The organism is Stappia sp. (assembly GCF_040110915.1).
GTDB lineage: Bacteria > Pseudomonadota > Alphaproteobacteria > Rhizobiales > Stappiaceae > Stappia.
In genome coordinates, this window is the sequence record NZ_CP157793.1 from 4,517,886 (window position 1) to 4,538,774 (window position 20,889).

Genomic DNA, 20,889 nt, shown 5'->3' on the forward strand with positions numbered 1-20,889 from the left:
CGGGGCGGGGCGAGGTCTTCCGGCCCTGGCGCGTCCTAGCCGATGTCGGCGAAGTCGATCTCGGCCATCAGGTCGCCGGCGAGATCCTCCAGCGTCTCGGCCAGCGCGCGCGTGTCGAGGTCGACCGGCAGCACGACGTCCAGTTCGGCGCGGAACATGCGTTCGCCGCTCATGGAGCCGGCGAAGACCTCCGTCTCCAGATGGGTGATGCTGACCTGGCGCTCGGCCAGGGCCGCCGACAGGGCATGCACGATGCCGGCGTGATCCTGACAGACGATGGAGATGCGCGCGTGCTGGCCGTGCGATTCCCGCGCCGTGTCGCTGCGCCGCAAGGTGGTATGGATGCCGTCCGCCTCCAGCGCCCGCAGGCCGGCTTCCAGCGCGTCCGCCCTGTCGCTCGGCGCCTCGATGCGCACGATGCCGGCGAACTCGCCGGCGAGCCGCGCCATCGAGCTTTCGATCCAGTTGCCGTCATGGGCGGCGATGACATCCGCCAGCCGCTGGACGAGCCCCGGCCGGTCGTCGGCGATCACGGTGGCGACAAGAGAGGTGGTGGACATGATGCGCTTCCCCCGTGTGTGCTTTTGGCGCGTGTGATTTTGCAGGGAAGACTAGATCATGCGGTCCGGCGCGTCACGCCGGCGTGCGGCCTCCGGGCGCGCGGGTACGGCGACCGCGCAGGACCCGCGCGGCGATGCGCCCGAGCCTGCCCCAGACCCTGAGCGGCAGCCGCGCGACGGCTGGCACCGGATCGTGGCAGAAGGCGACCTTGCGGACATACTCCGGCACATCCCACTCGAACCACGTGCCGGCGGGAAACCACGCCGCGTCGCCCGCGACCAGATGCCGCGTCCGGCCGTCGGGACCGGTGACATTCACCGCGCCGTCCAGAATGTGGACCGCCTCGTCGCCGCCGAAATACCAGTGGAAACGTCCGCGCGTGCAGTCCCACACCGACAGCGTGGCGCGGCCGTCTGCGGCGTGTGCGATCTGCGCCGCGCGCGCCTGCGGCGCGCCCTCCAGGATCCAATCGGGATCGATCGGGGCCGGTGCCAGGGGCAGCGTGGTCGGGACCGCATGGGCAAGACCCGGCAGGGCGACGGCGGAAGGAGCCGCCGCGGTCCGCATGATCGGGGTGGTGTCCTGAAGTGCCATCGACCGTCTGTCCCTCCACGGTTGCAGGATGCTGCCGCACAATGGCACGGCAAGCGTGAACAGGCGGTTGCCGTGCGCGGGCGTGGGCCGGACTGACCGGTGTCGCAATTCGACCTTGATGCGCCGGCTGCCCTCCACTAGCGTGCGGCTTCGGGATTCATCCTGAAGAGACGGCGTCCCTTGAGGGACTGAAAGCGAATCCGGTGGCGACCGACCCAACCCGGGGGTCCAGTCCGGAGCTGTCGGAACGGCTCGATCGCGCGCGGCGTCCCCGGTGGGGCGCCATGGGTGCTCGTGCGTTCGACCGGTTTCTCTCCCTCGACATGGCGTTGCCTTGTTCACGCGGTCGCGCGTCCCGTTCCTGCGGGCGCCTGCGGCACGGCTTTGGTCGGGGAGACGGATATGATGCGGCACAAGACGGCACGCCATGCGCTGTCGGCACTCCTGGCGGCGACGGCGATGACGCCGGCGACCGCGCAGGCTCACCTCGGGCATGTGGGGGAACTCGCCGGACACTCGCATTGGGTCGGGGTCGCCGCGGTCGCGGCCGCCGCCGCCCTGGCCGCGGGGCTCGCCATCGCCGGACGGCGCAAGGGCGAAAAGAGCGCCGATGCGGAGGCCGACGCGGCGGACAAGGCCGGCGATCCGGCCGAAGAAGGGGCGGCGTGATGGCGGATCTTGTCGGAGAAACGCCGGCGGGCGAAAAGCTCGGCCTGATGATCTGCGGCCACGGCAGCCGCAATCGCGGTGCGGTGCAGGAATTCGCGCAGCTCGCCGAAGGCCTGCGCAGCCGCTTTCCCGGCTGGCCGGTCGAATACGGCTACCTGGAGTTTGCCAATCCGGTGATCAAGGACGGCCTCGACAAATTGCGCGAGGCCGGATGCACCCGCATCCTCGCCGTTCCGGGCATGCTCTTTGCCGCCGGTCACGCCAAGAACGATATTCCGTCGGTGCTCAACACCTATCAGGCGCAGAACCCGGGCGTGACCATCGACTACGGTCGCGAGCTCGCCGTCGATCCGCGCATGATCCGCGCGGCCGGGGCGCGCATCCAGGAGGCGCTGGACGCCGCCGAAAGCGACGTGCCGCTGCATGAAACGCTGCTGATGGTCGTCGGACGCGGCGCCTCGGACCCGGACGCCAATTCCAACGTCGCCAAGATCACCCGCATGCTGTGGGAGGGCTTCGGCTTCGGTTGGGCGGAGACCTGCTATTCTGGCGTGACCTTTCCGCTGGTGGAGCCCGGGCTCGAGCATGCCGCACGGCTCGGCTACAAGCGCATCGTCGTCTTCCCGTACTTTCTGTTTTCCGGGGTCCTGGTCTCGCGGATCTACAACCGCACCGACGAGGTGGCAGAGCGCCATCCCGACATCGAGTTCCTCAAGGCCGGCTATCTGAACGACCACCCGCAGGTGATCGACACGATGGCCGACCGTGTGCAGGAGATCCTGCAGGGCGCCAACCTGATGAACTGCCAGATGTGCAAGTACCGCGAACAGGTGCTCGGATTCGAGGCGGACGTCGGGCGGCCGCAGGAAAGCCATCACCACCATGTCGAGGGGCTGGGCCCGGAGGCCGAATGCCAGCTTTGCGATGTGACCTGCACCGGCGCCTGCGAGAAGGAGCCGCGCGGGCATCATCACCACCACCATCACGGGCATGGCCACGATCATGATCACGACCACGGGCACGCGCATGGCCACGACCATGCCCACGATCACGACCATCACCATCCGCCCTATCCCCATGCGGATCACCCGCTCGGGCCGAAATCCATGAGGCGGGAGGGGTGATCGCGGACGGGCCGCCGCGCTACGATTACGAACGCGACCCGGCGGCGATCTATCGCCAGTCCTTCGCCATCGTACGCGGCGAGGCCGATCTGGACGCCGTGCCGGCCGCCTTGCATCCGGCGGCGATCCGCCTCATCCATGCCTGCGGCATGCCGGAGGTGATCGCCGACCTCGCCTGGACCGGCGACATCGCCGAGCGTACGGGCGCGGCCCTGCGCGCCGGCGCCCCGGTCCTCACGGATGTGCGCATGGTGGCGGAAGGCATCATCGCCGACCGTCTGCCGGCGCGAAACCGGGTGATCTGCACACTGGGCGATCCGCGCGTCCCTGGCCTTGCCCGGGAACTTGGCACCACGCGTTCGGCGGCGGCGGTCGATCTGTGGCGCGACGATCTCGACGGGGCCGTCGTCGTCGTCGGCAATGCGCCGACGGCGCTGTTTCATCTGCTGGAGCGCATTGGCGCGGGGTTTCCCCGCCCCGCCGCGATCCTCGGCTTTCCCGTCGGTTTCGTCGGCGCGGCGGAATCCAAGGACGCGCTTCTCGCCAATCCCTTCGCCATTCCCTGTCTTGTCCTGCGCGGCCGGCGCGGCGGCTCCGCAATGGCCGCGGCCGCGCTCAACGCGCTGGCCGGCGGCGTGCCGGAGGAGGCGCGCCCGTGAGCGGGCAGACCCTGGCCCCCTGGCTCACCGTGGTCGGCCTTGGCGATGACGGGGCCGAGGGACTGCCGCCGCTGGCGCGCCGGGCGCTTGACGAGGCGGGCCGCGTCTTCGGTGGCGCGCGCCACCGTGACCTGCTCGCCCCCGCCGGGATCGCGGTCACGCCCTGGCCCTCGCCTTTTCGCGCGGGGCTCGAGGCGCTGTTGGCCGCGCGCGGCACGCCGACGGTCGTGGTCGCCAGCGGCGATCCCATGTGGTTCGGCATCGGCGCGACGCTCGCTCGACATATCGCGGCGGACGAAATGCTGGTGCTTCCCGCGCCCTCGTCCCTGTCGCTCGCGGCCGCCCGGCTCGGCTGGCCCCTGCAGGAGGTGGAGATCCTGTCGCTGCATGGGCGTCCGCTCGATGCCATGCGCGCGTGCCTCTTTCCCGGCGCCCGGCTCCTGTGTCTGACCTCGGACGGCGCGGCGATCTCCGACATCGCCGACCTGCTCGCCGATGAGGGCTATGGCGCGAGCCGGCTGACGGTGCTGGAACATCTCGGCGGCCCTCGCGAACGGCGCGTCAGCGGCACCGCCGAAGGCTGGTGCGAAACGGTCAATGATCTCAATGTGCTCGCCATCGAGGCGGTGCCGGTCCGCGACACCCCCTTGCGCGCCCGCGTGCCGGGGCTGCCGGACGACGCCTTCCGCCACGACGGCAAGATCACCAAGCGCGAGGTGCGGGCCGTGACGCTCGCCCGGCTCGCGCCCGTGCCCGGCGCGCTCCTGTGGGACATCGGCGCGGGCTCCGGTGCGGTCTCCATCGAATGGCTGCGCGCCGCGCGCGGGACGCGGGCCATCGCACTGGAGCCGAACGACGCGCGCCGGACGACCGCGCGCGCCAATGCCGCGGCACTCGGCACGCCCCACCTCGATCTGCGCGACGCCACCGCGCCGGATGCGCTTGATGGACTGGAGGACCCCGATGCGGTGTTTCTCGGCGGCGGCCTGACGGCGCCGGGCATCGTCGACGCGGTGATGGCCGCGCTTCGGCCCGGCGGCCGGCTGGTCGCCAACGCGGTGACGCTGGAAAGCGAGGCGGTGCTGCTTGCCGCGCACGCCCGCCACGGCGGCGAGCTTTGCCGGCTGTCCATCGCCCGCGCGAGCCCGGTCGGCGGCCTCACCGGCTGGCGCCCCCTGATGCCCGTCACCCAATGGAGCCTCGTCAAGCCATGAGTGCCGATCCGGCGCACCTCCCCACCGGCCCGTCGACCGGAAAGCCCTCCGGAACCCTTTATGGCGTCGGGCTCGGCCCCGGCGATCCGGAGTTGATGACGCTGAAGGCGCATCGCCTGATCTCGAACGCGCGCGTGATCGCCTATCCCGCGCCGGACGACGGGGCGAGTTTCGCCCGCTCGATCGCCGCCGACGCGATCCCCGCGCAGGCCCGCGAAATCCCGATCGTCGTGCCGATGCGCGTGGCGCGCTTTCCCGCAAAGGCCGTCTACGACCGCGCAAGCGCGGAGATCGCCGCGGAGCTGGAGGCGGGCGAGGATGTCGTCGTGCTGTGCGAGGGCGATCCGTTCTTCTACGGCTCCTTCATGTATCTCTTCGAGCGGCTGGGCGGACGGTTTCGAGCCGAGATCGTCCCCGGCGTCACCTCGCTGACGGCCTGCGCGGCGCGGCTCGCCCGGCCTTTGACGGCGCGCAACGACGTGCTCACGGTGCTGCCGGGGCCGCTGCCCGACGCCGACCTGCGCGCCCGCATCGGGGCGGCGCAGGCGGTGGCGATCATGAAGGTCGGCCGCCATCTCGAAAGGCTCAGGCGGCTGATCGCCGACATGGGGCTTCTGGCCCATGCCGGCTACGTGGAGCGCGCGACGCTCGACAGCGAGCGCGTCGCGCCGCTTGCCGAGGTGAGCGCCGACGCCGCGCCATATTTTTCCATGATCCTCATCTACAAGGGAGACGAAGCGTGGATGCTTCCCCCGCAGTCCTCGTCCTGACACCGGCCGCCGAGGAAACGGCCCGACGCATCGCCAAGGCGATGCCCGGCGCCACGCTGCACGGCCTTGCCCATCGCGTGCCCGGGCTCGACGTCGCCTTCGCCGAGACGCTCAGCCACATCCGCGCGCTCTATCAGGCGGGCACGCCGATTGTCGGCGTTTGCGCGTCGGGCATTCTCATTCGCGCGCTCGCCGCCGTGATCGAGGACAAGCGTCAGGAACCGCCGGTGCTCGCCGTCTCGGAGGACGGCGCCAGTGTCGTGCCGCTGCTCGGCGGCCATCGCGGCGCGAATTCCCTGGCCCGTCAGATCGCCGAGGTGCTGGAGGGGCACGCGGCGGTCACCACCGCCGGCGACACGGCGCTTGGCGTCGCGCTCGACGCGCCGCCAGCCGGCTGGTGGCTTGCCAATCTGGAGGATGCCAAGGGCGTCATGGCGCGGCTGCTCGCCGGCGAGCCGGTGCGTCTGGAGGGCGACGCGCCCTGGCTGTCGCGGGCGCGCCTGCCCGTGGCCGACGAGGCCGATCTGACGATCGCCGTGACCGAGACCCGCCGCGCGGGCGGTTCCGGCACGCTGGTCTATCACCCCAGGCGCCTGGCCCTCGGGGTCGGCTGCGCGCGCGGCTGTCCGGCCGAGGAATTGATCACACTGGTGCGCGACACGCTGGCCGACGCAAATGTCGCGGAAGGCGCCGTCGCGCTCGTCGCCACCCTCGATCTGAAGGCCGACGAGCCGGCGGTCCATGCGCTGGCCGAAACGCTCGGCGTGCCGGTGCGCGTCTTCCCGGCCGCGCGGCTGGAGGAAGAACGCCCGCGTCTGGCCAATCCCTCCGAGGTGGTCTTCGCCGAGGTCGGCTGTCACGGGGTCAGCGAGGGGGCAGCTCTTGCCGCCGCGGGACCGGACGGCGCGCTTCTGGTGGAAAAGCGAAAGTCCGCCAATGCCACGGTGGCGGTGGCCCGCGCTGCCGATCCGCTTTCGCCGACGGGGATCGGCCGCGCGCGCGGGCGCCTGTCGGTGATCGGCATCGGTCCCGGGCGCGACGACTGGCGCACGCCGCAGGCCTCGCGGCTGCTGGCGGAGGCCGACGAGGTGGTCGGCTATTCGCTCTACCTTGATCTCGTCGCGCCGCTCATTCAGGGCAAGTCACGTCATTCCTTTCCGCTCGGCGCGGAGGAAGAACGCGTGCGCTTCGCGCTGGAACGCGCGGGCGAGGGGCGCTCGGTGGCGCTCGTGTCCTCCGGCGATGCCGGCATCTACGCCATGGGCGCGCTCGTCTACGAACTGCTCGACCGGGCCGTGGGCGAGGGCGGCGTGTCGGATGCCGCGCGCCGCATCGAGGTGGTGAACGCGCCGGGCATCTCCGCGCTTCAGGCGGTCTCGGCGCTGATCGGCGCGCCCTTGGGGCACGATTTCTGCACCATCTCGCTGTCGGATCTTCTCACCCCCTGGGAGGCCATCGAGCAGCGCCTTGAGGCGGCGGCGCGGGGCGATTTCGTCATCGCCTTCTACAATCCGGTCTCGAAACGCCGGCGCACGCAACTGGCGGCGGCCCGCGAGATCCTGCTCGCCCACCGCCCGGCCGACACGCCCGTGGTGCTCGGCGTCAATCTCGGCCGGCCCGGCGAGAGCGTGCGGGTGACGACGCTCGAGGCGCTGACCGTGGACGAGGTCGACATGCTGACCACCGTGCTGGTCGGCTCCAGCGCCTCGCGGGCGGTCATGACAGGAGCGGGCACGCCCTTCGTCTACACCCCGCGCGGCTACGCCAAGAGGATCGAGGAAAAGCTATGACCGTCCATTTCATCGGCGCCGGACCGGGCGATCCGGACCTGATCACCGTGCGCGGGCTGAAGCTGATCCAGAGCTGCCCCGTGTGTCTCTATGCCGGGTCGCTGGTGCCCGAGGCGGTGGTCGCGGCGGCGCCCGAGGGCGCGCGCGTCGTCGACACGGCACCGCTGACGCTGGACGAGATCATGGCGGAGATCGTCGCGGCGCAGGAGAAGGGGCAGGACGTCGCCCGCGTGCATTCCGGCGATCCGTCCCTTTATGGCGCCATCGCCGAACAGATCCGGCGGCTGAAGGCGCTCGACATCCCCTTCGACGTGACGCCGGGCGTGCCGGCCTTCGCGGCCGCGGCCGCCGCTCTGGGGCGCGAACTCACCGTGCCGGAAATTGCCCAGACGGTGATCCTGACCCGCACGGCGATGAAGTCCTCCGCCATGCCGGAGGGCGAGGATCTGGAAACGCTCGGGCGCACCGGCGCGACGCTCGCCATTCACCTGTCGATCCGCAACCTGCGCGAGATCGAGCGCCAGCTCACCCCGCTCTACGGCGCCGATTGCCCGGTCGTCGTGGCCTATCGGGTGGGCTGGCCGGATCAGACGTTCCTTCACGGGACGCTCGCCGACATTCGCGAAAAGGTGCGCGAGGCAAAGCTCACCCGCACCGCGCTGATCTTCGTCGGCCGCGCGCTCGATCCGGATCAGGACTTCCGCGACAGCGCGCTCTACGACGCCGATCATGTCCATGTGCTGCGGCCGAAGCGCAAGGCGCCGGCCTGACGTCCACAGCCCCGGATTTGCATCGCGCACAGACGCTACTTAGGGTCTCCTCGTCATAAACCGACAAGGAGGTCTGTCATGTCGCCGGAAAATCCGCTGCTTGTGCGCGCCATCTCTCTGGGGGGAGACAAGGGCCGGATCACCGAGTTCTACGGGGAGTGGGCAAAGGATTACGACGCCGACATGATCGAGACCATCGGCTATGTCGGGCATGTCGTCACCGCCGAGGCCCTGGCCCCTCTGGTCTCGGACAAGGCGGAAATCCTGGACGCCGGCTGCGGCACCGGTCTCGTCGCGCTGGAGCTGAAGAAGCGCAACGCCACCCTGCAGATCGACGGTCTCGACCTGACGCAGGGCATGCTCGACGAGGCGGCCGAAACCGGCGCCTATCGCCGGCTGATGACGGGCGACCTCATGGGAAGGCTCGACATCCCCGACGACAGCTACGACGGGATCGTCAGCGCCGGCGTTTTCACCAATGGGCACGTCGGACCCGGCGGCCTCGACGAGGTGATCCGCATCGCCAGACCCGGTGCGCCCATCGTGCTCACGGTGCGCGATACGGCCTGGGAGGCGGACGGTTTCGACAGCTACATCTCGAAGCTGGACGCCGACGGGCGAATCCGCATCCGCGCGATCACGCACAGCCCCTATCACGGCAACGAGGGGATCTTTTGCCGGCTTTGCGTTCTGGAAGCTGCGTGAAACTTGCGGGCATTTGAAATCTCCGGTGGAACCCCCTAGGCTTGCGGCACACCAAGCCAGAAGGAGACACGCATGGAGACGGACAATCCGCTCTTGAAACGCGCCTATGCCCTTGGTGGCGATCGGAAGGAGATCCGCTCGCTCTACGCGGACTGGGCAGAAAGCTACGACACCGACACGCTTGACGGCATGGGCTATGTCGCGCCCGCTCTCGCGGCGAAGATGCTGGCGGAGCGTCTGGACGCCGCCGGGACCGTTCTCGACGCGGGCTGCGGCACCGGGCTCGTCGGTCTGGAACTGAGCCGGCAAGGCGACGTCGATGTGGACATCGACGGGGTGGATCTGAGCGCCGGCATGCTGGAGCAGGCCGAGGAAAAGCGCGTTTACCGCAAGCTCGCCGAGGCCGATCTCACCAAGCCGCTCGACATCGCCGACGACACCTATGACGGGGTGGTCAGCGTCGGCGTGTTCACCAGCGGCCATGTCGGCCCGCAGGCGATCGACGAACTGGCCCGCGTGGCGCGCCCCGGCGCCCCCGTGGTCGTCACCGTGCACGAGAAGGTCTGGGACAAGGACGGCTATGCCGACCATCTGGCGGCGATGGAGAAGGCCGGCCGGGTGAAGGTCCTGTCGACCGACGAGGCGCCCTACCACGAAAAGGCCGGCTACCGCTGCCGGCTGTGCGTGCTTCAGGCCGCCTGAGACCGATCTTTCTGGCCGGGCGGTTCACGCCCGGTCGATCACATGCCTGCCCCGATCCGGGCGATCTACGCCCGGTCGATCACATGCATGAATGAGCCCATGACGCGGCCGACCCGCAGGCCCATGTCGCCGAGGCGTTTGCCGCCCGCGTCCCGGACCTCGAACAGGCGTTGGCCGGCGCCTTCGAAGCGGGTCGTCGCGTAGTGGAACTCGTGGCCCGTGAGCGCCCCCCGCCAGGGCGCGCCGGCAAACGCGTGGAGCCGGCGGTAGCCGAGATGGCGCCGGCGCTCTGCGAAACTCGTCTCCAGCGGCAGCAGGCCCAGCATCGCATGCGCGGTGCCGTCGGCGTCGGTCAGGGCGTCGCCCAGCACCATGTAGCCGCCGCATTCGCCGTAGATCAGCGCGCCGCGTGCGGCCGCCGCGCGGACCCCTGAGACGAAGGCCGCCGCGCCGGCGATGCGTCCCGCATGGAGTTCGGGATAGCCGCCCGGCAGATAGATGGCGTCGCAGTCCGGGGCGGGCGCCTCGTCGGCGAGCGGCGAGAAGGGGAGGAGTTCCGCCCCTTGCGTCCGCCAGCCGTCGAGCAGATGCGGATAGGCGAAGGCAAAGGCCACGTCGTGGGCCACCGCGATGCGCTGTCCCGGGGGCGGGAGCGGGGCGGCCTCATCGGACCCCCGTGCGGGCCCGGCGCGCAAGGGACGGGCGAGCGCGCGCAGGCGGTCGAGGTCGCAGTGTGCGGCAAGTTTTTTCGCGGCGCCGTCGAGAAAGGCATCGAGATCGCCGTGCTCGCCGGCCTGAACCAGACCCAGATGCCGGTCGGGCCGGGCGAGGCCCGCGTCGCGCGGCAGGGCGCCGACGACGGGCATGTCGATCTCCGAAAGCGCGTCCGTGAGCATGGCGCGGTGGCGCGCGCTGCCCACCCGGTTGAGCAGCACGCCGGCGACGGTGACGTCGGCGCGGTGATCGCGAAAGCCGCGCACGAGGGCGGCGACCGACTGGGACTGCCGGGCCGCGTCGACCACCAGCACGACCGGAAGGCCGAGGGCGGCCGCGAGATCGGCCGTCGATCCCGCGCCGGTGGCCGCCCCGTCGAAGAGGCCCATCACCCCTTCCACCACCAGGAGATCCGCGCCGCGCGCCTGCTCGGCGGCGAGCCGATGCAGCAGGGGCCCGCGCATGGCGAAGGGATCGAGATTGACGCAGGAGCGTCCGCTCGCGGCCGTATGAAAGCCGGGATCGATATAGTCGGGCCCGGCCTTGGCGCTTGCGACCGCGAGCCCCCGAAGGCGCAGCGCGCGCAGCAGCGCGAGCGTCACCGTCGTCTTGCCGCTGCCGGAGGCCGGCGCGGCGATCACCAGACCGGGGGGCAAGCGGTCGCTCATCCGGTCTCGGAGGTTGCGCGCAGGTCCAGCGGATCGGGGTCGAGCACGCGGCCCGCCGCCGCCGCGCCGAGCCAGTCGAGCCCGGCGCGCAGCCGCACGACCTCGCCGACGCAGACGATGGCCGGCGGTTCGAGCGTCGCCGCCTTCGCGTCTTCCGCGGCCCGGCCGAGCGTCGTTTCCAGCACCTGTTGATGCGGCAGCGAGCCGTTGCACACGATGGCGACCGGCTCTTCCGGACGGCGTCCGCCCTCGATCAGCTTGCCGGTGATCAGCGCCAGATGTTTCATCGCCATATACATGACGATGACGGGCGAGCCCTTCGCCACCGCCGTCCAGTCGATGGCCGACGGCGTCAGCCCCGTCTGGTCGTGGCCGGTCAGGAAGGTGACCGCCTGATTGGTGTCGCGGTGGGTGGCGGGAATGCCGGCATAGGCGAGCCCGCCGATCCCGGCCGTGACGCCGGGGATGACGCGGAAGGACACGCCGGCGGCGACCAGCGTCAGCGCCTCCTCGCCGCCGCGCCCGAAGACGAAGGGATCGCCGCCCTTGAGCCGCAGCACGCGGTGTCCGGCGCGGGCATGTTCGATCAGCTTGAGCGAGATGTCGCGCTGCTTCGGGCTGGGTTTGCCACCGCGCTTGCCGGCGTAGTCGATCCGCGCGCCCGGCTTGGCAAGCTCGAGAATGCGCTCGTCGACCAGCGCGTCATAGACGATCACATCGGCCTGGCGCAGGCCGTTCAGGACGTGCAGCGTCAAAAGCCCCGGGTCGCCGGGGCCGGCGCCGGCAAGCCACACCGTGCCGGGGGAAAACTCCGGCAGCGCGATGGTCGGCGGCGCGAGCGCCTCGAGCGTCAGGGGCGGTACATCGGTCATCGTGAGAATGTTGTACGACGCAGGCCCGCCCGCGCCAAGGTCGAGATGCGTCTGGTCTCGATGGAAATGCGACGTCGTCGACGGGCGAGGGCGGATGACGCGGACCCGGCGCCGCCCTATGATCCGCGCCATGACGGGCGAGGATCACACAAAGCTGCGCCGTGGCTGGACCACGGGCACCTGCGCGGCGGCGGCGGCCAAGGCGGCCTATCAGGCGCTGGTGACCGGCGCGTTTCCCGATCCGGTTGAGGTGACGCTGCCGAAGGGCGAGCGGCCCGCCTTCGCGCTCGCGCGCGAGGCGCTTGACGGCGACACGGCGCTGGCCGGCATCGTCAAGGACGCGGGCGACGATCCCGACGTGACCCACGGCGCGCTGGTTCTCGCCCGGGTGCGCCATCTGGGCGCGGGGGAGGGCCTGCGCTTCAGGGCCGGCGCGGGCGTCGGCACGGTGACGCGCGAGGGGCTGCCGATCCCGCCCGGCGAACCGGCGATCAATCCCGTTCCGCGGAAGATGATCGGCGAGGCCATCGCGGAGGTCGCGACACGTTTCGGCACCAGCGGCGACGTGGAGGTGGAAATCTCCATCCCCGGCGGTGAGGCGCTTGCCGAAAAGACCATGAACCCGCGCCTCGGCATTGTCGGCGGGCTGTCGATCCTCGGCACGACCGGCATCGTGCGCCCCTTTTCCTGCGCGGCCTGGATCGCCTCCATCCATCGCGGCATCGATGTGGCGCGCGCGGCCCAACTGACGCATGTGATCGGCGCGACCGGCGCGACATCGGAGGCGGCGGCGCGGGCGCGCCATCCGCATCTGCCCGATATGGCGCTTCTCGACATGGGCGACTTCGCCGGCGGGATGCTGAAATATCTGCGCGCCCATCCCGTGCCGCGTCTGACGCTCGCCGGAGGCTTCGCCAAGCTGGTGAAACTGGCGCAAGGGGCGCTCGACCTGCATTCGGCCCGCAGCCGCGTCGATTTCGAGGCGCTCGCCGATCTGCTGGCGGCAACAGGCGCAAGTGCCGATCTCGTTGCCGCCGCGCGGGACGCGAACACGGCCAAGGAGGTGCTGGACCGCGCCCATGCGCAAGGCATCGATGTCGCCGGCGAGGTCGCGCGCGGCGCGCATCGCGCGATCCGCAAGACGCTGCGCGACGCGCCGGTCGAGGTGGAGGTTCTGGTGGTCGACCGGGCCGGGGCAATCGTCGCCGAGGCGCCCTTCGATGACGGGCCGGCCCGATGCGCCTCCTGATCCTCGCCGGTACGCGCGAGGCGAGGGCGCTGGCCCGCGATCTTGCGGAGGAGACGTCGCACGCGGTGATCGTGTCGCTCGCGGGCGCGGTGGCGCGCCCGGCACCGCAGGACGGGCGCCTGCGCATCGGCGGCTTCGGCGGCGCGGAGGGGTTGGCCGCCTTTCTGCGTGACGAGGCGATCGAGGCGGTGATCGATGCAACGCATCCTTTCGCCGCGCGCATCTCCGCCAATGCGGTGAAGGCTTGCGCGGCCGCGTGCGTGCCCCTTGTGCGTCTGGAGCGCCCGCCCTGGCGGGCGGAGACCGGCGACCGCTGGATCGAGGTTGCGGATCTTGCCGCAGCGGTCGCGGCCCTTCCCCCCGGCGCGCGGCCGTTTCTCGCCATCGGGCGCCAGGAGATCGGCGCCTTCGCGGGACGAACCGATCTCGTCTGCCTGATGCGGATGATCGATCCGCCGGCGCCCGATCAGCTCCTGCCGCGCGGACGTCTGGTGCTGGCGCGTCCCTCGGGCGACCCCGACGTCGAGCGCCGGCTGCTCGCCGGCCATGGCGCGACGCATGTGGTGGCCAAGAACAGCGGTGGCGCGGCGGGCGCGGCCAAGATTGTGGCCGCCCGTGACCTGGGCTTGCCGGTCATTCTGGTGCGCCGACCGTCTTTGCCGCGCGCCGAGACCGTGGCGGATGTGGCGGGCGCGCTGGCCTGGATCGCGGATCGCGCCGGGCAAGTGAGGTGAGCGCGTCCGTGCTCAGGCGCGGGCGAAGCGCGCCGCCAGCCACAGGCGGCCGATCTTCCACAGGTAGCGCACGACGCCGAGCGTGTAGCGTTTGCCGAGCCGGCGCGGCTCCTGCAGGAAGCGGAACACCCACTCCATCCCCACGACCCGAAACGCGCGCGGGGCGCGCACCACGGCGCCGGCGGTGAAGTCGAACAGCGCGCCGACGCCGAGCGCCAGCGGCACGTCGAGCCGGTCGGACACCGCGTCGATCCACTGTTCCTGCTTCGGGTTGCCCATGGCGACCAGCAGGATGTCGGGTTGCGCGGCATTGATGCCGGCGACGATGTCGTCGGTTTCTTCCGGAGCGAAATAGCCGTCGCGATGGCCGCAGACGGTGATCTGCGGGTGGGCCTCGCCGAAGACGGTCGCGGCACGCGCCACGACCTCCGGCCGGGCGCCGAACAGGTAGAGCCGCGTGCCGGCGGGGGCGGCGGCCAGCAGGGCGGGCACGAAATCCGTGCCGTTCAGATTGTTGGGAAAGCCGGTCCCGGTCAGAAGGCGCGCGCCGATTTCCGCGCCGGTGCCGTCGTTGAGCACCAGAAAGCGCGACAGCGTGTCGGCGACGCGCGGATCGTCCATCGCGAGAAGCAGGCAATGCGCGTTGGCGAAGGCGACCCGGGTCTTGCGACGGGCGGCGACTCGCTCCAGCAACCGCGCCACCGCCTCGCCCAGCGTCATCCGCGCGAGCGTCACGGGACCGATGGTCACGTGCTCGGCCGCGATGTCCGCGTCGACGAAAGACGAGCCTGACGGGGGAGGCGGTGTCGGCATCGCCGGGCCTTTTTGCTGGCCGGTCCGCGAGAACCGGCGTCGGGGTTGAGGAAACGATGCGCGGGATCGCCGGCGATCGTCGGACACGGGGACAAACAGGAGGCTAAGGCGCGCGCGGAAATCGCGCCAAGCGTGAATGCAGCGTTAGCGCATCGTGCAGCTTGCGTCCAACGCTTGCCGCCACTTGCGATTTATTAACCATGTTCGCGCACACATGAGGGAGGCAGGTCGCGCGCGAGAGGCGGCATTCCCGGCCCCGATCCGTTGCGCGGCTGGACAACAGGTGGCGAAGGCGAATGATCGACATTTATCAGATCCCCGGGATCCTGCGGAAGAACCTGATCTGGCTGATCGTGCTGCCGCTCGTCTGCGCCATGCTGGCCCTCGGCTTTCTGGCGACGAAGACGCCGGTCTATCGTGCCAAGGCGCAGCTTCTGATCGAGCCGCAGGGCCTGCAGATCGTGGGCGAGGACATCGTCGACCGGCGCGCCGGGGAATCGCTGCAGCGCCTCGCCGTCGACAGCCAGACCTTCGTGATCCTGTCGCAGGCCGTCCTCGACGAGGTCGTGGAACGGCTCGATCTGGAAAACGATACCGCGATCATCGACCTGAAAGTCGGCCTCATCGACCGGCTGCTCGGCAAGACGGCCCCCGATCTGACGGCGGAGGAAATCCGCACGGCGGCGATCGAAGGCCTGCGCGAGCGGCTTCAGGCGACACGCATCGAGCGCGCCTTCGTGATCGACATCTACGCCACCCACCCCGACCGGTTCCAGGCCGCCGCCATCGCCAACGAGGCGGCGCGGGCCTATCTCGACGAGGCGCGGCGCGTGCGCGCCGATGCGACGTTGCGCGCCAGCGTGGCGCTTCAGCGCCAGGCCGCCGATCTCAAGCAGCGCGTCGAGACGGCCGAGGCGGCGGTGGAAAACTTCCGCGCCGAGAACGGCCTGATCAGCACCCAGCAACGCGGTCTGGTCGTCGACCAGCAGCTTCAGGAGATCAACACGCAACTGACGGAAGCGCGGGTGGAACTGGAACGCGCCAAGAGCAACGCCGATCTGCTGCAACGCCTGACCGTCACCGACATCGAGGCCGGGGCGTTGCCCGTCAACCTGCAGACCTCGACGCTCGACTCGCTGCGCGCGCAGTTCGCGCGGGCCGCCGAGCGCGAGGCGCAGGCCGCCACCACGCTGGGCGCCAACCATCCGCAGCTGCGCGAGCTGCGCTCCCAGCTCGACAACACCCGCAGCCTGATCGCCGACGAACTGGCGCGGGTGCGCCGCTCGGTGGACAGCGACCTGCAGCGCGCGGAAGCCAATGTCATCGCGCTTCAGAGCGAGGCGGAGCGGCTGTCGTCGACGAATGTGGACCAGAACCGGGCGCAGATCCGCCTGCGCCAGCTGGAAAGCGAGGCGGAATCGCTTGCCACCGTCTACAAGTCCTTCCTGGCGCGGGCGAACGAACTGGAAGAGCAGCAGGGGATCGACACCACCAATTCCCGCATCCTGTCGCGTGCCGTGGCCCCTCTCAAGCCGCGCGGTCCCTCGGGGCTGATCGTGCTGGCGGCGGCCGGCGTCTTCGGCTTCGTTCTGGCAGCCGGCGGCGGCATCGCCTGGGAGATGGTGAACGGCAAGCTCGGCTCGGATCGCGAACTGGTCGAGCGCACCGGCGTGCCCTTGCTCGCGCGCGTCACCACCCCCGGGGCCGCGGGCGTGCGCGACGGGCGCCTTGCCCGCCTGTTGCCCGGGGCGGATCCACGCGCGGAGGCAAGCGAACGTCATCTGGCGATCACCCGCATCGCCTATGCGCTGCGTCATGCCTTCGCCGACGAGCGCCCGGCGCAGGTGCTGGTCGTCTCGGCCGGGCCGGAGCCGGCGCTGTCGCCGCTGGTGCGCGCCATCGCCATGGGGCTGTATGACATGGGCGAGGATGTGCTGCTGGCGCGTCCGCGCGACGCGGCGGACGAGCCGGATGTGTCGGATGCGGCCGCGCCTGCGCGCTCGCGCCTGTCGAGCCGTCGTCGCGGCGGTCCGGCGGAGCGGGATGATATGGCCCCCCTTCCCGTGGCGGGCGGCATTTCCGCCGCCGGCTTCCGGGTCGAGCGGCTGGACGGGCGGGTTCCCGCGACGGGCGTCGACGGGCTCGGCGCGGTCGACAGCGAGTTCCTGCTGGTCGATGGCGGGTCGGCGTTGTCCAATCCCTTCCTGCCGATGCTGCTGGGCGAATGCGACGCCATCGTTCTCGTCACCTGCCTCGGCGCCACCCGCCGGCAGGATCTCGACCGCAGCCTGACGCTGCTCCAGCCCTGGCGCGACCGGATGATCGGAAATGTCGCGCTTGCGGCGTGATCCCCCCCGGGCGGCGCCCGCGCACGCCGGCCCCGTGCCCGCGCGGGCCGGGCCGCTGCGTGCCGCGCCGGCGGGCTTCACACCCTTCGCGGCGCGCCCGGCCGTCTACGATCTGTGGCTGCGCGCGGTCTTCGCGATCGTCCTCGGCGCCATGGTGTTCAATTTCGGGTTGGCCTTCGTCAACACGCGGGTCATGGGGATTTCCGAATCGCACGTGATGCTGGTGGAGATCGTGCTGCTCGGCACCGGGCTCGTGCTCGCGGTCGACCGGCGCGTCGACCTCTATGTCGTGCTGGCGCTCTTCTTCGCCTATATGGCGCTGATCATGGCGCTGCGCCCGGAACTCGACCTGAAGGCGCTGCGCGACGGTCTGATCCCGATCTGCTTCTACTTCCTGGGTCGCGGGGTGCGCGACATCCGCTCCGTCGACCGGCTGGTGCTGCTGTGTGCCGGGATCGTGATCGCCATCGGCGCCTTCGAGTACTTCCTGCTCGACACCTTCGTGTCCTTCGTCAACATCAACGACTATTACGTGGCGCGCGGCACGATTTCGGCCGGCGACAATTTCCACGAGGATTCGTCGCTGTTCATCAGCGGCATCCGGCCGGAGGGGCGCAATTTCTTCCCCTTTCTGGGCGAGCACCGCGTGTCCTCGGTGTTTCTCGAGCCGGTCTCCACGGGCAACTTCGGCGCGTTTCTTGCCATGTGGGCGCTGTTTCGCAAGGACATGGCGGGCCGCTGGGCGCTCTTCGCCGCCGCCGGCATCGTGATCGTGATGGCGGACGCGCGCTTCGGCATGTTCGTGACGCTCGCGGTGGCCTCCGTCGTGCTGGTCTATCGCGTCGTGCCCCGGGTGATCTGGTGGTGCGTGCCGGTCATGATCGCGCTGGCGCTGGTGCTCTACGGCATGTGGACCAGCCAGCTTTCCTGGCAGGACAATCTCGGCGGGCGCTGGTTCCACGCCGCGCGGCTGTTCCTGAAGCTGGACCTGCCGGCCGTGTTCGGCGTGTCCTCCTACGGCGGCTTTCTGGCCGACAACGGCTATGCGGCGACGCTGCACCAGTTCGGCCTCATCGGCGTGCTGGGGCTCTGGACGGCCTTCATCTTCGTGCCGGTGCGCTCCTGGGATGCCTGGCGCTTCCGCGCCCTGGTCGTGACCTACATCTGCCTTTTGATGATCGTCTCGAACTCGCTCTACTCGATCAAGACGGCCGCGCTCCTGTGGCTGTGCGTCGGAGCGACGGATGTATGGCCGGGATTTCCCGCCAAGGGGAAGAAAGCGGCGCGCCTGTCTCCCGGCTGGCAGCCGTCCGACTGGCACCCGTCGGCACGCCAGGCGACGCACCCGCCGCGCGCGCGGCGTCAGACGCCGAGCGCCTCGCGGTACAGCGCCTCGTAGCGCGCGGCGGTCGCGGGCCAGGAATAGCCTTCAGCCACCGCCATCGCCTCGGCACGCAAGCGCGCGACATCGCCATGCGACAGGCGGGCGAAGGTCTCCGAGATCGCCCGCGCCGCCGTTTCGGCTTGCGCGAAATCCGTGATCGCGATGCCGTCATGCGCGTCCGCGAAGGCGCGGAAGGCGGCGTTGCCTTCCACCACCGGCGCGAGGCCGGCGCTCATCGCCTCGATCAGGGCGATGCCGAAGCCCTCGTAGACCGAGGCGCTGACGAAGAGGCTCGCGCGGCCGACAATCTCGCGCATCTCGGCGTCGGAAGGACCGACATGCAGCCGCGCATGCGTCGTCAGACCGCGTTCGGCGATCATCGCGGCGACGTCTTCCGCGCTCCAGTCGAAGGGCGTGCCGATGATGTCGAGGTGCCAGGCGGGATCGTTGCGCACCAGAACGGCGAGTGCGTCGAGCAGCCGGTCGACGCGCTTGTTCTGCGCCAGCCGCCCGACGGTGACGAGACCCTTGACCGGGTCTTTCGCGCCTGCGTCCGCCAGCTTGCCGATGTCGACGCCGTTTTCGATCAGCCGCGCGCGTGTTGGCGCAATGGTGCGGAAGCGTTCGAAGTCGGACCGGCTGCAGCAGGCGAGCGCCCGATAGCCGGCGGCCGAGGCGCGCGTCAGCGTGGCGAACCAGGTCTGCTTGATCCGCCGATAGGCGGGGCTGTGGAAGAAGCCGCCGTGCGTGGTGGCGATGAGCGGCTTGCGATGCAGCCAGCGGGTGGCGGCGAGCGCGTCGAAGAAGAAGTCGACGGCATGCACATGCACCAGATCCGCGTCACGGATCGCCGAGAGAACGCCGGGCGTGACGGGATAGCGGGGCGAGCCGACATAGGGCAGGCGCACCACCTCGATGCCGTCGATGATCTCGCGTTTCGGCAGTTTCGCCCCGTCGCCGCGAAACACGCGGTCGCAGGTCACGACGCGGATGCGCTTGAAGCGGCCGCGCTGCTGGGCGGCCAGGCTGGCGACGAAATCCTCCAGCCCGCCGACGCTCGGCTTGTACTGACGCACAACATGGACGAGCGCCCGGTCGCGCAGCGGCGGCGCATCCGCGGGGTCTTGCGGCGTCACGGTCGTGCGGGACGGATCGATGCGGACCACCTGTGTCATGCGCCCGCTCCCGCGCCGACCGCAACCGGGTTTCCCCCCCGCGTGGCCAGCGCCCGGAACACGCCGTCGATCCCGCAGGCGGCATAGGCCGCCCCGTCCTCGGTGTATTCCGCGTTCTGGCGCGGCAGGAGGAAGGGGGTCGAGAGGTGATTGGGAAACAGGCACCCCTCGGTGGTGGTGACGCCGGTGCGAAACCCGAGGCCGCGCACGATCTCCGCCTCCCGCGTGCCGGAGATCGACGGCGCGCCGTAAGGGTAGGCGAAATGCGGGACTTCGCGACCGAGTTTTTCCTCCAGCCAGGCCTTGTTGTCGGCGATGTCGCGGCGCACCTCGTCGGGCGCAAGCCGCGCCAGCGCGCGATGCGTGGTGGTGTGGGCGCCGATCTCGATCAGGGGATGGCGGTCGAGTTCGATCATGCCGGCCTCGCCGATCAGGTGGCGGTCCACCAGATCGGGCAGCGAAATGCCATGCGCGGAGAATGTGTCGCGCAACTGCTCCTCGCGCCGGAAGTCTTCCCACACCCAGGCGGTGGCGCGCCGCAGTCCGGCGATCTTGCTGTCGAAATCCGGGCACAGGAACCGCAGGCCCATGGGCGCGATATCCACCGTGTCGTAATCCAGGAAAAGCTGTCTCAAGCCGAGCCACCAGGCATTCAGCGTCCGCGTGACCGCGCCCGTGGGAACGTAGATCGTCGCCGGCGCCTCGTGCCGTTCGAGAACGGGGAGCGCCAGATCGCGGTTCGACCGATAGCCGTCGTCGAAGGTCAGGACCGCGAAGGGGCGCGCCCGCGGATCGGCGAGCCGCGCCATCGCCTCGTCCAGCGTGACGATGTCGCGGCCCCGGCGCCGCAGACGGTCGAGAATGCGGTCGAGGTCCTCGATGTGGCACCCCTGATCGAGGTTCGCGTGCGGATCTCGCGTGAAATCGTGAAACATCAGGATCACGCCGCGCCCGCCGTAGATGCGTCCGATCAGCGCGGAGGCGCCGGTCGCGCGCAAGCCCCGCAGGCCGAGCGTCTTGATCCTGCGTTTGGCGCGTCCGAAAAGGCCGGTACGCGGTATCACGGTCTGGAGCGGTGTCATCCGTCCTGGCTTCTTTTCCTCGCCCGTGCAACGGGCCATTGTCGCGAACGATCGGTGTGAGCGTTTCGGGCGCGGGCGCATGTCGCCGACGCGCCCGTTCAGATTGCACCGCGGTCCCTGAATGCACGGTTGAAAATCCGGCTGCGGCGGCGGTTACTTGAGGTCGTGGTTATTCGGTGGTTAACAGCGGTGCGGCGGATGCCCGGTGCGGCTGTGTGTGATCGGGATCACCGCGAATTAAGATATTTGCGTTACACGGAGACACTGACAGGGCGCCGGTCATCCGGTCGCC

At 70.2% G+C, this 20,889-nt stretch carries 20 protein-coding genes; 13 read left to right on the top strand and 7 right to left on the bottom strand.

All coding sequences use genetic code 11. The features are described from left to right. Positions 1-35: 35 nt before the first annotated feature. Both ABL312_RS20195 and ABL312_RS20200 read right to left on the bottom strand, forming a co-directional pair. A complete protein-coding gene (locus tag ABL312_RS20195) occupies positions 36-560 on the bottom strand; it encodes an ACT domain-containing protein (RefSeq protein ID WP_349359192.1) in 525 nt (174 codons plus the stop codon). Positions 561-633: 73 nt separating this feature from the next. Beyond that, on the bottom strand, positions 634-1,155 hold the full coding sequence (locus ABL312_RS20200) for a cupin domain-containing protein (RefSeq protein ID WP_349359193.1): 522 nt from the start codon (positions 1,153-1,155) through the stop codon (positions 634-636). Between the two features lie 402 nt (positions 1,156-1,557). On the opposite strand from ABL312_RS20200, the gene ABL312_RS20205 reads away from it, so the two are divergent. The 9 genes from ABL312_RS20205 to ABL312_RS20245 all read left to right on the top strand — a co-directional run bounded on the left by ABL312_RS20205 (position 1,558) and on the right by ABL312_RS20245 (position 9,558). Beyond that, positions 1,558-1,824: a DUF6732 family protein gene (locus ABL312_RS20205; protein WP_349359194.1), complete on the top strand. Its 267-nt coding sequence runs from the start codon at positions 1,558-1,560 to the stop codon at positions 1,822-1,824. Then, a complete protein-coding gene (locus ABL312_RS20210; protein WP_349359195.1) occupies positions 1,824-2,948 on the top strand; it encodes a sirohydrochlorin chelatase in 1,125 nt (374 codons plus the stop codon). The genes ABL312_RS20205 and ABL312_RS20210 overlap by 1 nt, the downstream gene beginning before the upstream one ends. Continuing rightward, entirely contained in the window at positions 2,945-3,607 is a 663-nt protein-coding gene (locus ABL312_RS20215; RefSeq protein ID WP_349359196.1) for a precorrin-8X methylmutase, read from the top strand. Before ABL312_RS20210 ends, ABL312_RS20215 begins: the two co-directional genes overlap by 4 nt. After that, complete coding sequence (cbiE, locus tag ABL312_RS20220; RefSeq protein WP_349359197.1) at positions 3,604-4,821, top strand: precorrin-6y C5,15-methyltransferase (decarboxylating) subunit CbiE; 1,218 nt, start codon at positions 3,604-3,606, stop codon at positions 4,819-4,821. Before ABL312_RS20215 ends, cbiE begins: the two co-directional genes overlap by 4 nt. After that, positions 4,818-5,591, top strand: coding sequence for a precorrin-2 C(20)-methyltransferase (cobI, locus tag ABL312_RS20225; protein WP_349359198.1), 774 nt, complete (start codon positions 4,818-4,820; stop codon positions 5,589-5,591). Before cbiE ends, cobI begins: the two co-directional genes overlap by 4 nt. Next, positions 5,561-7,381, top strand: a complete 1,821-nt coding sequence (gene cobJ / locus ABL312_RS20230) for a precorrin-3B C(17)-methyltransferase (RefSeq protein ID WP_349359199.1) — start codon at positions 5,561-5,563, stop codon at positions 7,379-7,381. The genes cobI and cobJ overlap by 31 nt, the downstream gene beginning before the upstream one ends. Further along, positions 7,378-8,151, top strand: a complete 774-nt coding sequence (gene cobM / locus ABL312_RS20235) for a precorrin-4 C(11)-methyltransferase (RefSeq protein WP_349359200.1) — start codon at positions 7,378-7,380, stop codon at positions 8,149-8,151. The genes cobJ and cobM overlap by 4 nt, the downstream gene beginning before the upstream one ends. A 78-nt stretch (positions 8,152-8,229) precedes the next feature. Then, positions 8,230-8,856, top strand: coding sequence for a methyltransferase domain-containing protein (locus ABL312_RS20240; RefSeq protein ID WP_349359201.1), 627 nt, complete (start codon positions 8,230-8,232; stop codon positions 8,854-8,856). Positions 8,857-8,928: 72 nt separating this feature from the next. Continuing rightward, entirely contained in the window at positions 8,929-9,558 is a 630-nt protein-coding gene (locus tag ABL312_RS20245; RefSeq protein ID WP_349359202.1) for a class I SAM-dependent methyltransferase, read from the top strand. Between the two features lie 65 nt (positions 9,559-9,623). Here ABL312_RS20245 and ABL312_RS20250 read toward each other — a convergent pair whose 3' ends face one another. Together ABL312_RS20250 and cobA are read right to left on the bottom strand one after the other, a co-directional pair. Continuing rightward, on the bottom strand, positions 9,624-10,940 hold the full coding sequence (locus tag ABL312_RS20250; protein WP_349359203.1) for a cobyrinate a,c-diamide synthase: 1,317 nt from the start codon (positions 10,938-10,940) through the stop codon (positions 9,624-9,626). Beyond that, entirely contained in the window at positions 10,937-11,812 is an 876-nt protein-coding gene (gene cobA / locus ABL312_RS20255; RefSeq protein WP_349359204.1) for a uroporphyrinogen-III C-methyltransferase, read from the bottom strand. The genes ABL312_RS20250 and cobA overlap by 4 nt, the downstream gene beginning before the upstream one ends. Before the next feature lie 130 nt (positions 11,813-11,942). Here cobA and ABL312_RS20260 point away from each other — a divergent pair, with 130 nt between their 5' ends. After that, complete coding sequence (locus ABL312_RS20260; protein WP_349359205.1) at positions 11,943-13,061, top strand: cobalt-precorrin-5B (C(1))-methyltransferase; 1,119 nt, start codon at positions 11,943-11,945, stop codon at positions 13,059-13,061. Then, entirely contained in the window at positions 13,049-13,795 is a 747-nt protein-coding gene (locus tag ABL312_RS20265; protein ID WP_349359206.1) for a cobalt-precorrin-6A reductase, read from the top strand. The genes ABL312_RS20260 and ABL312_RS20265 overlap by 13 nt, the downstream gene beginning before the upstream one ends. Before the next feature lie 12 nt (positions 13,796-13,807). Here ABL312_RS20265 and ABL312_RS20270 read toward each other — a convergent pair whose 3' ends face one another. Continuing rightward, positions 13,808-14,608, bottom strand: a complete 801-nt coding sequence (locus ABL312_RS20270; protein ID WP_349359207.1) for a WecB/TagA/CpsF family glycosyltransferase — start codon at positions 14,606-14,608, stop codon at positions 13,808-13,810. 296 nt (positions 14,609-14,904) lie between these two features. On the opposite strand from ABL312_RS20270, the gene ABL312_RS20275 reads away from it, so the two are divergent. Next, entirely contained in the window at positions 14,905-16,956 is a 2,052-nt protein-coding gene (locus ABL312_RS20275) for a GumC family protein (RefSeq protein WP_349359208.1), read from the top strand. Positions 16,957-16,990: 34 nt separating this feature from the next. Continuing rightward, the gene (locus ABL312_RS20280; protein ID WP_349359209.1) at positions 16,991-18,355 is read left to right on the top strand and encodes a UDP-phosphate alpha N-acetylglucosaminyltransferase; all 1,365 of its coding nucleotides are present in this window, start codon (positions 16,991-16,993) and stop codon (positions 18,353-18,355) included. Here ABL312_RS20280 and ABL312_RS20285 read toward each other — a convergent pair. Together ABL312_RS20285 and ABL312_RS20290 are read right to left on the bottom strand one after the other, a co-directional pair. Next, the gene (locus tag ABL312_RS20285; protein ID WP_349359210.1) at positions 18,319-19,515 is read right to left on the bottom strand and encodes a glycosyltransferase family 4 protein; all 1,197 of its coding nucleotides are present in this window, start codon (positions 19,513-19,515) and stop codon (positions 18,319-18,321) included. The two genes, ABL312_RS20280 and ABL312_RS20285, sit on opposite strands and share 37 nt — an antisense overlap. Further along, entirely contained in the window at positions 19,512-20,597 is a 1,086-nt protein-coding gene (locus ABL312_RS20290) for a polysaccharide deacetylase family protein (RefSeq protein WP_349359211.1), read from the bottom strand. Before ABL312_RS20290 ends, ABL312_RS20285 begins: the two co-directional genes overlap by 4 nt. Positions 20,598-20,889: the final 292 nt, after the last annotated feature.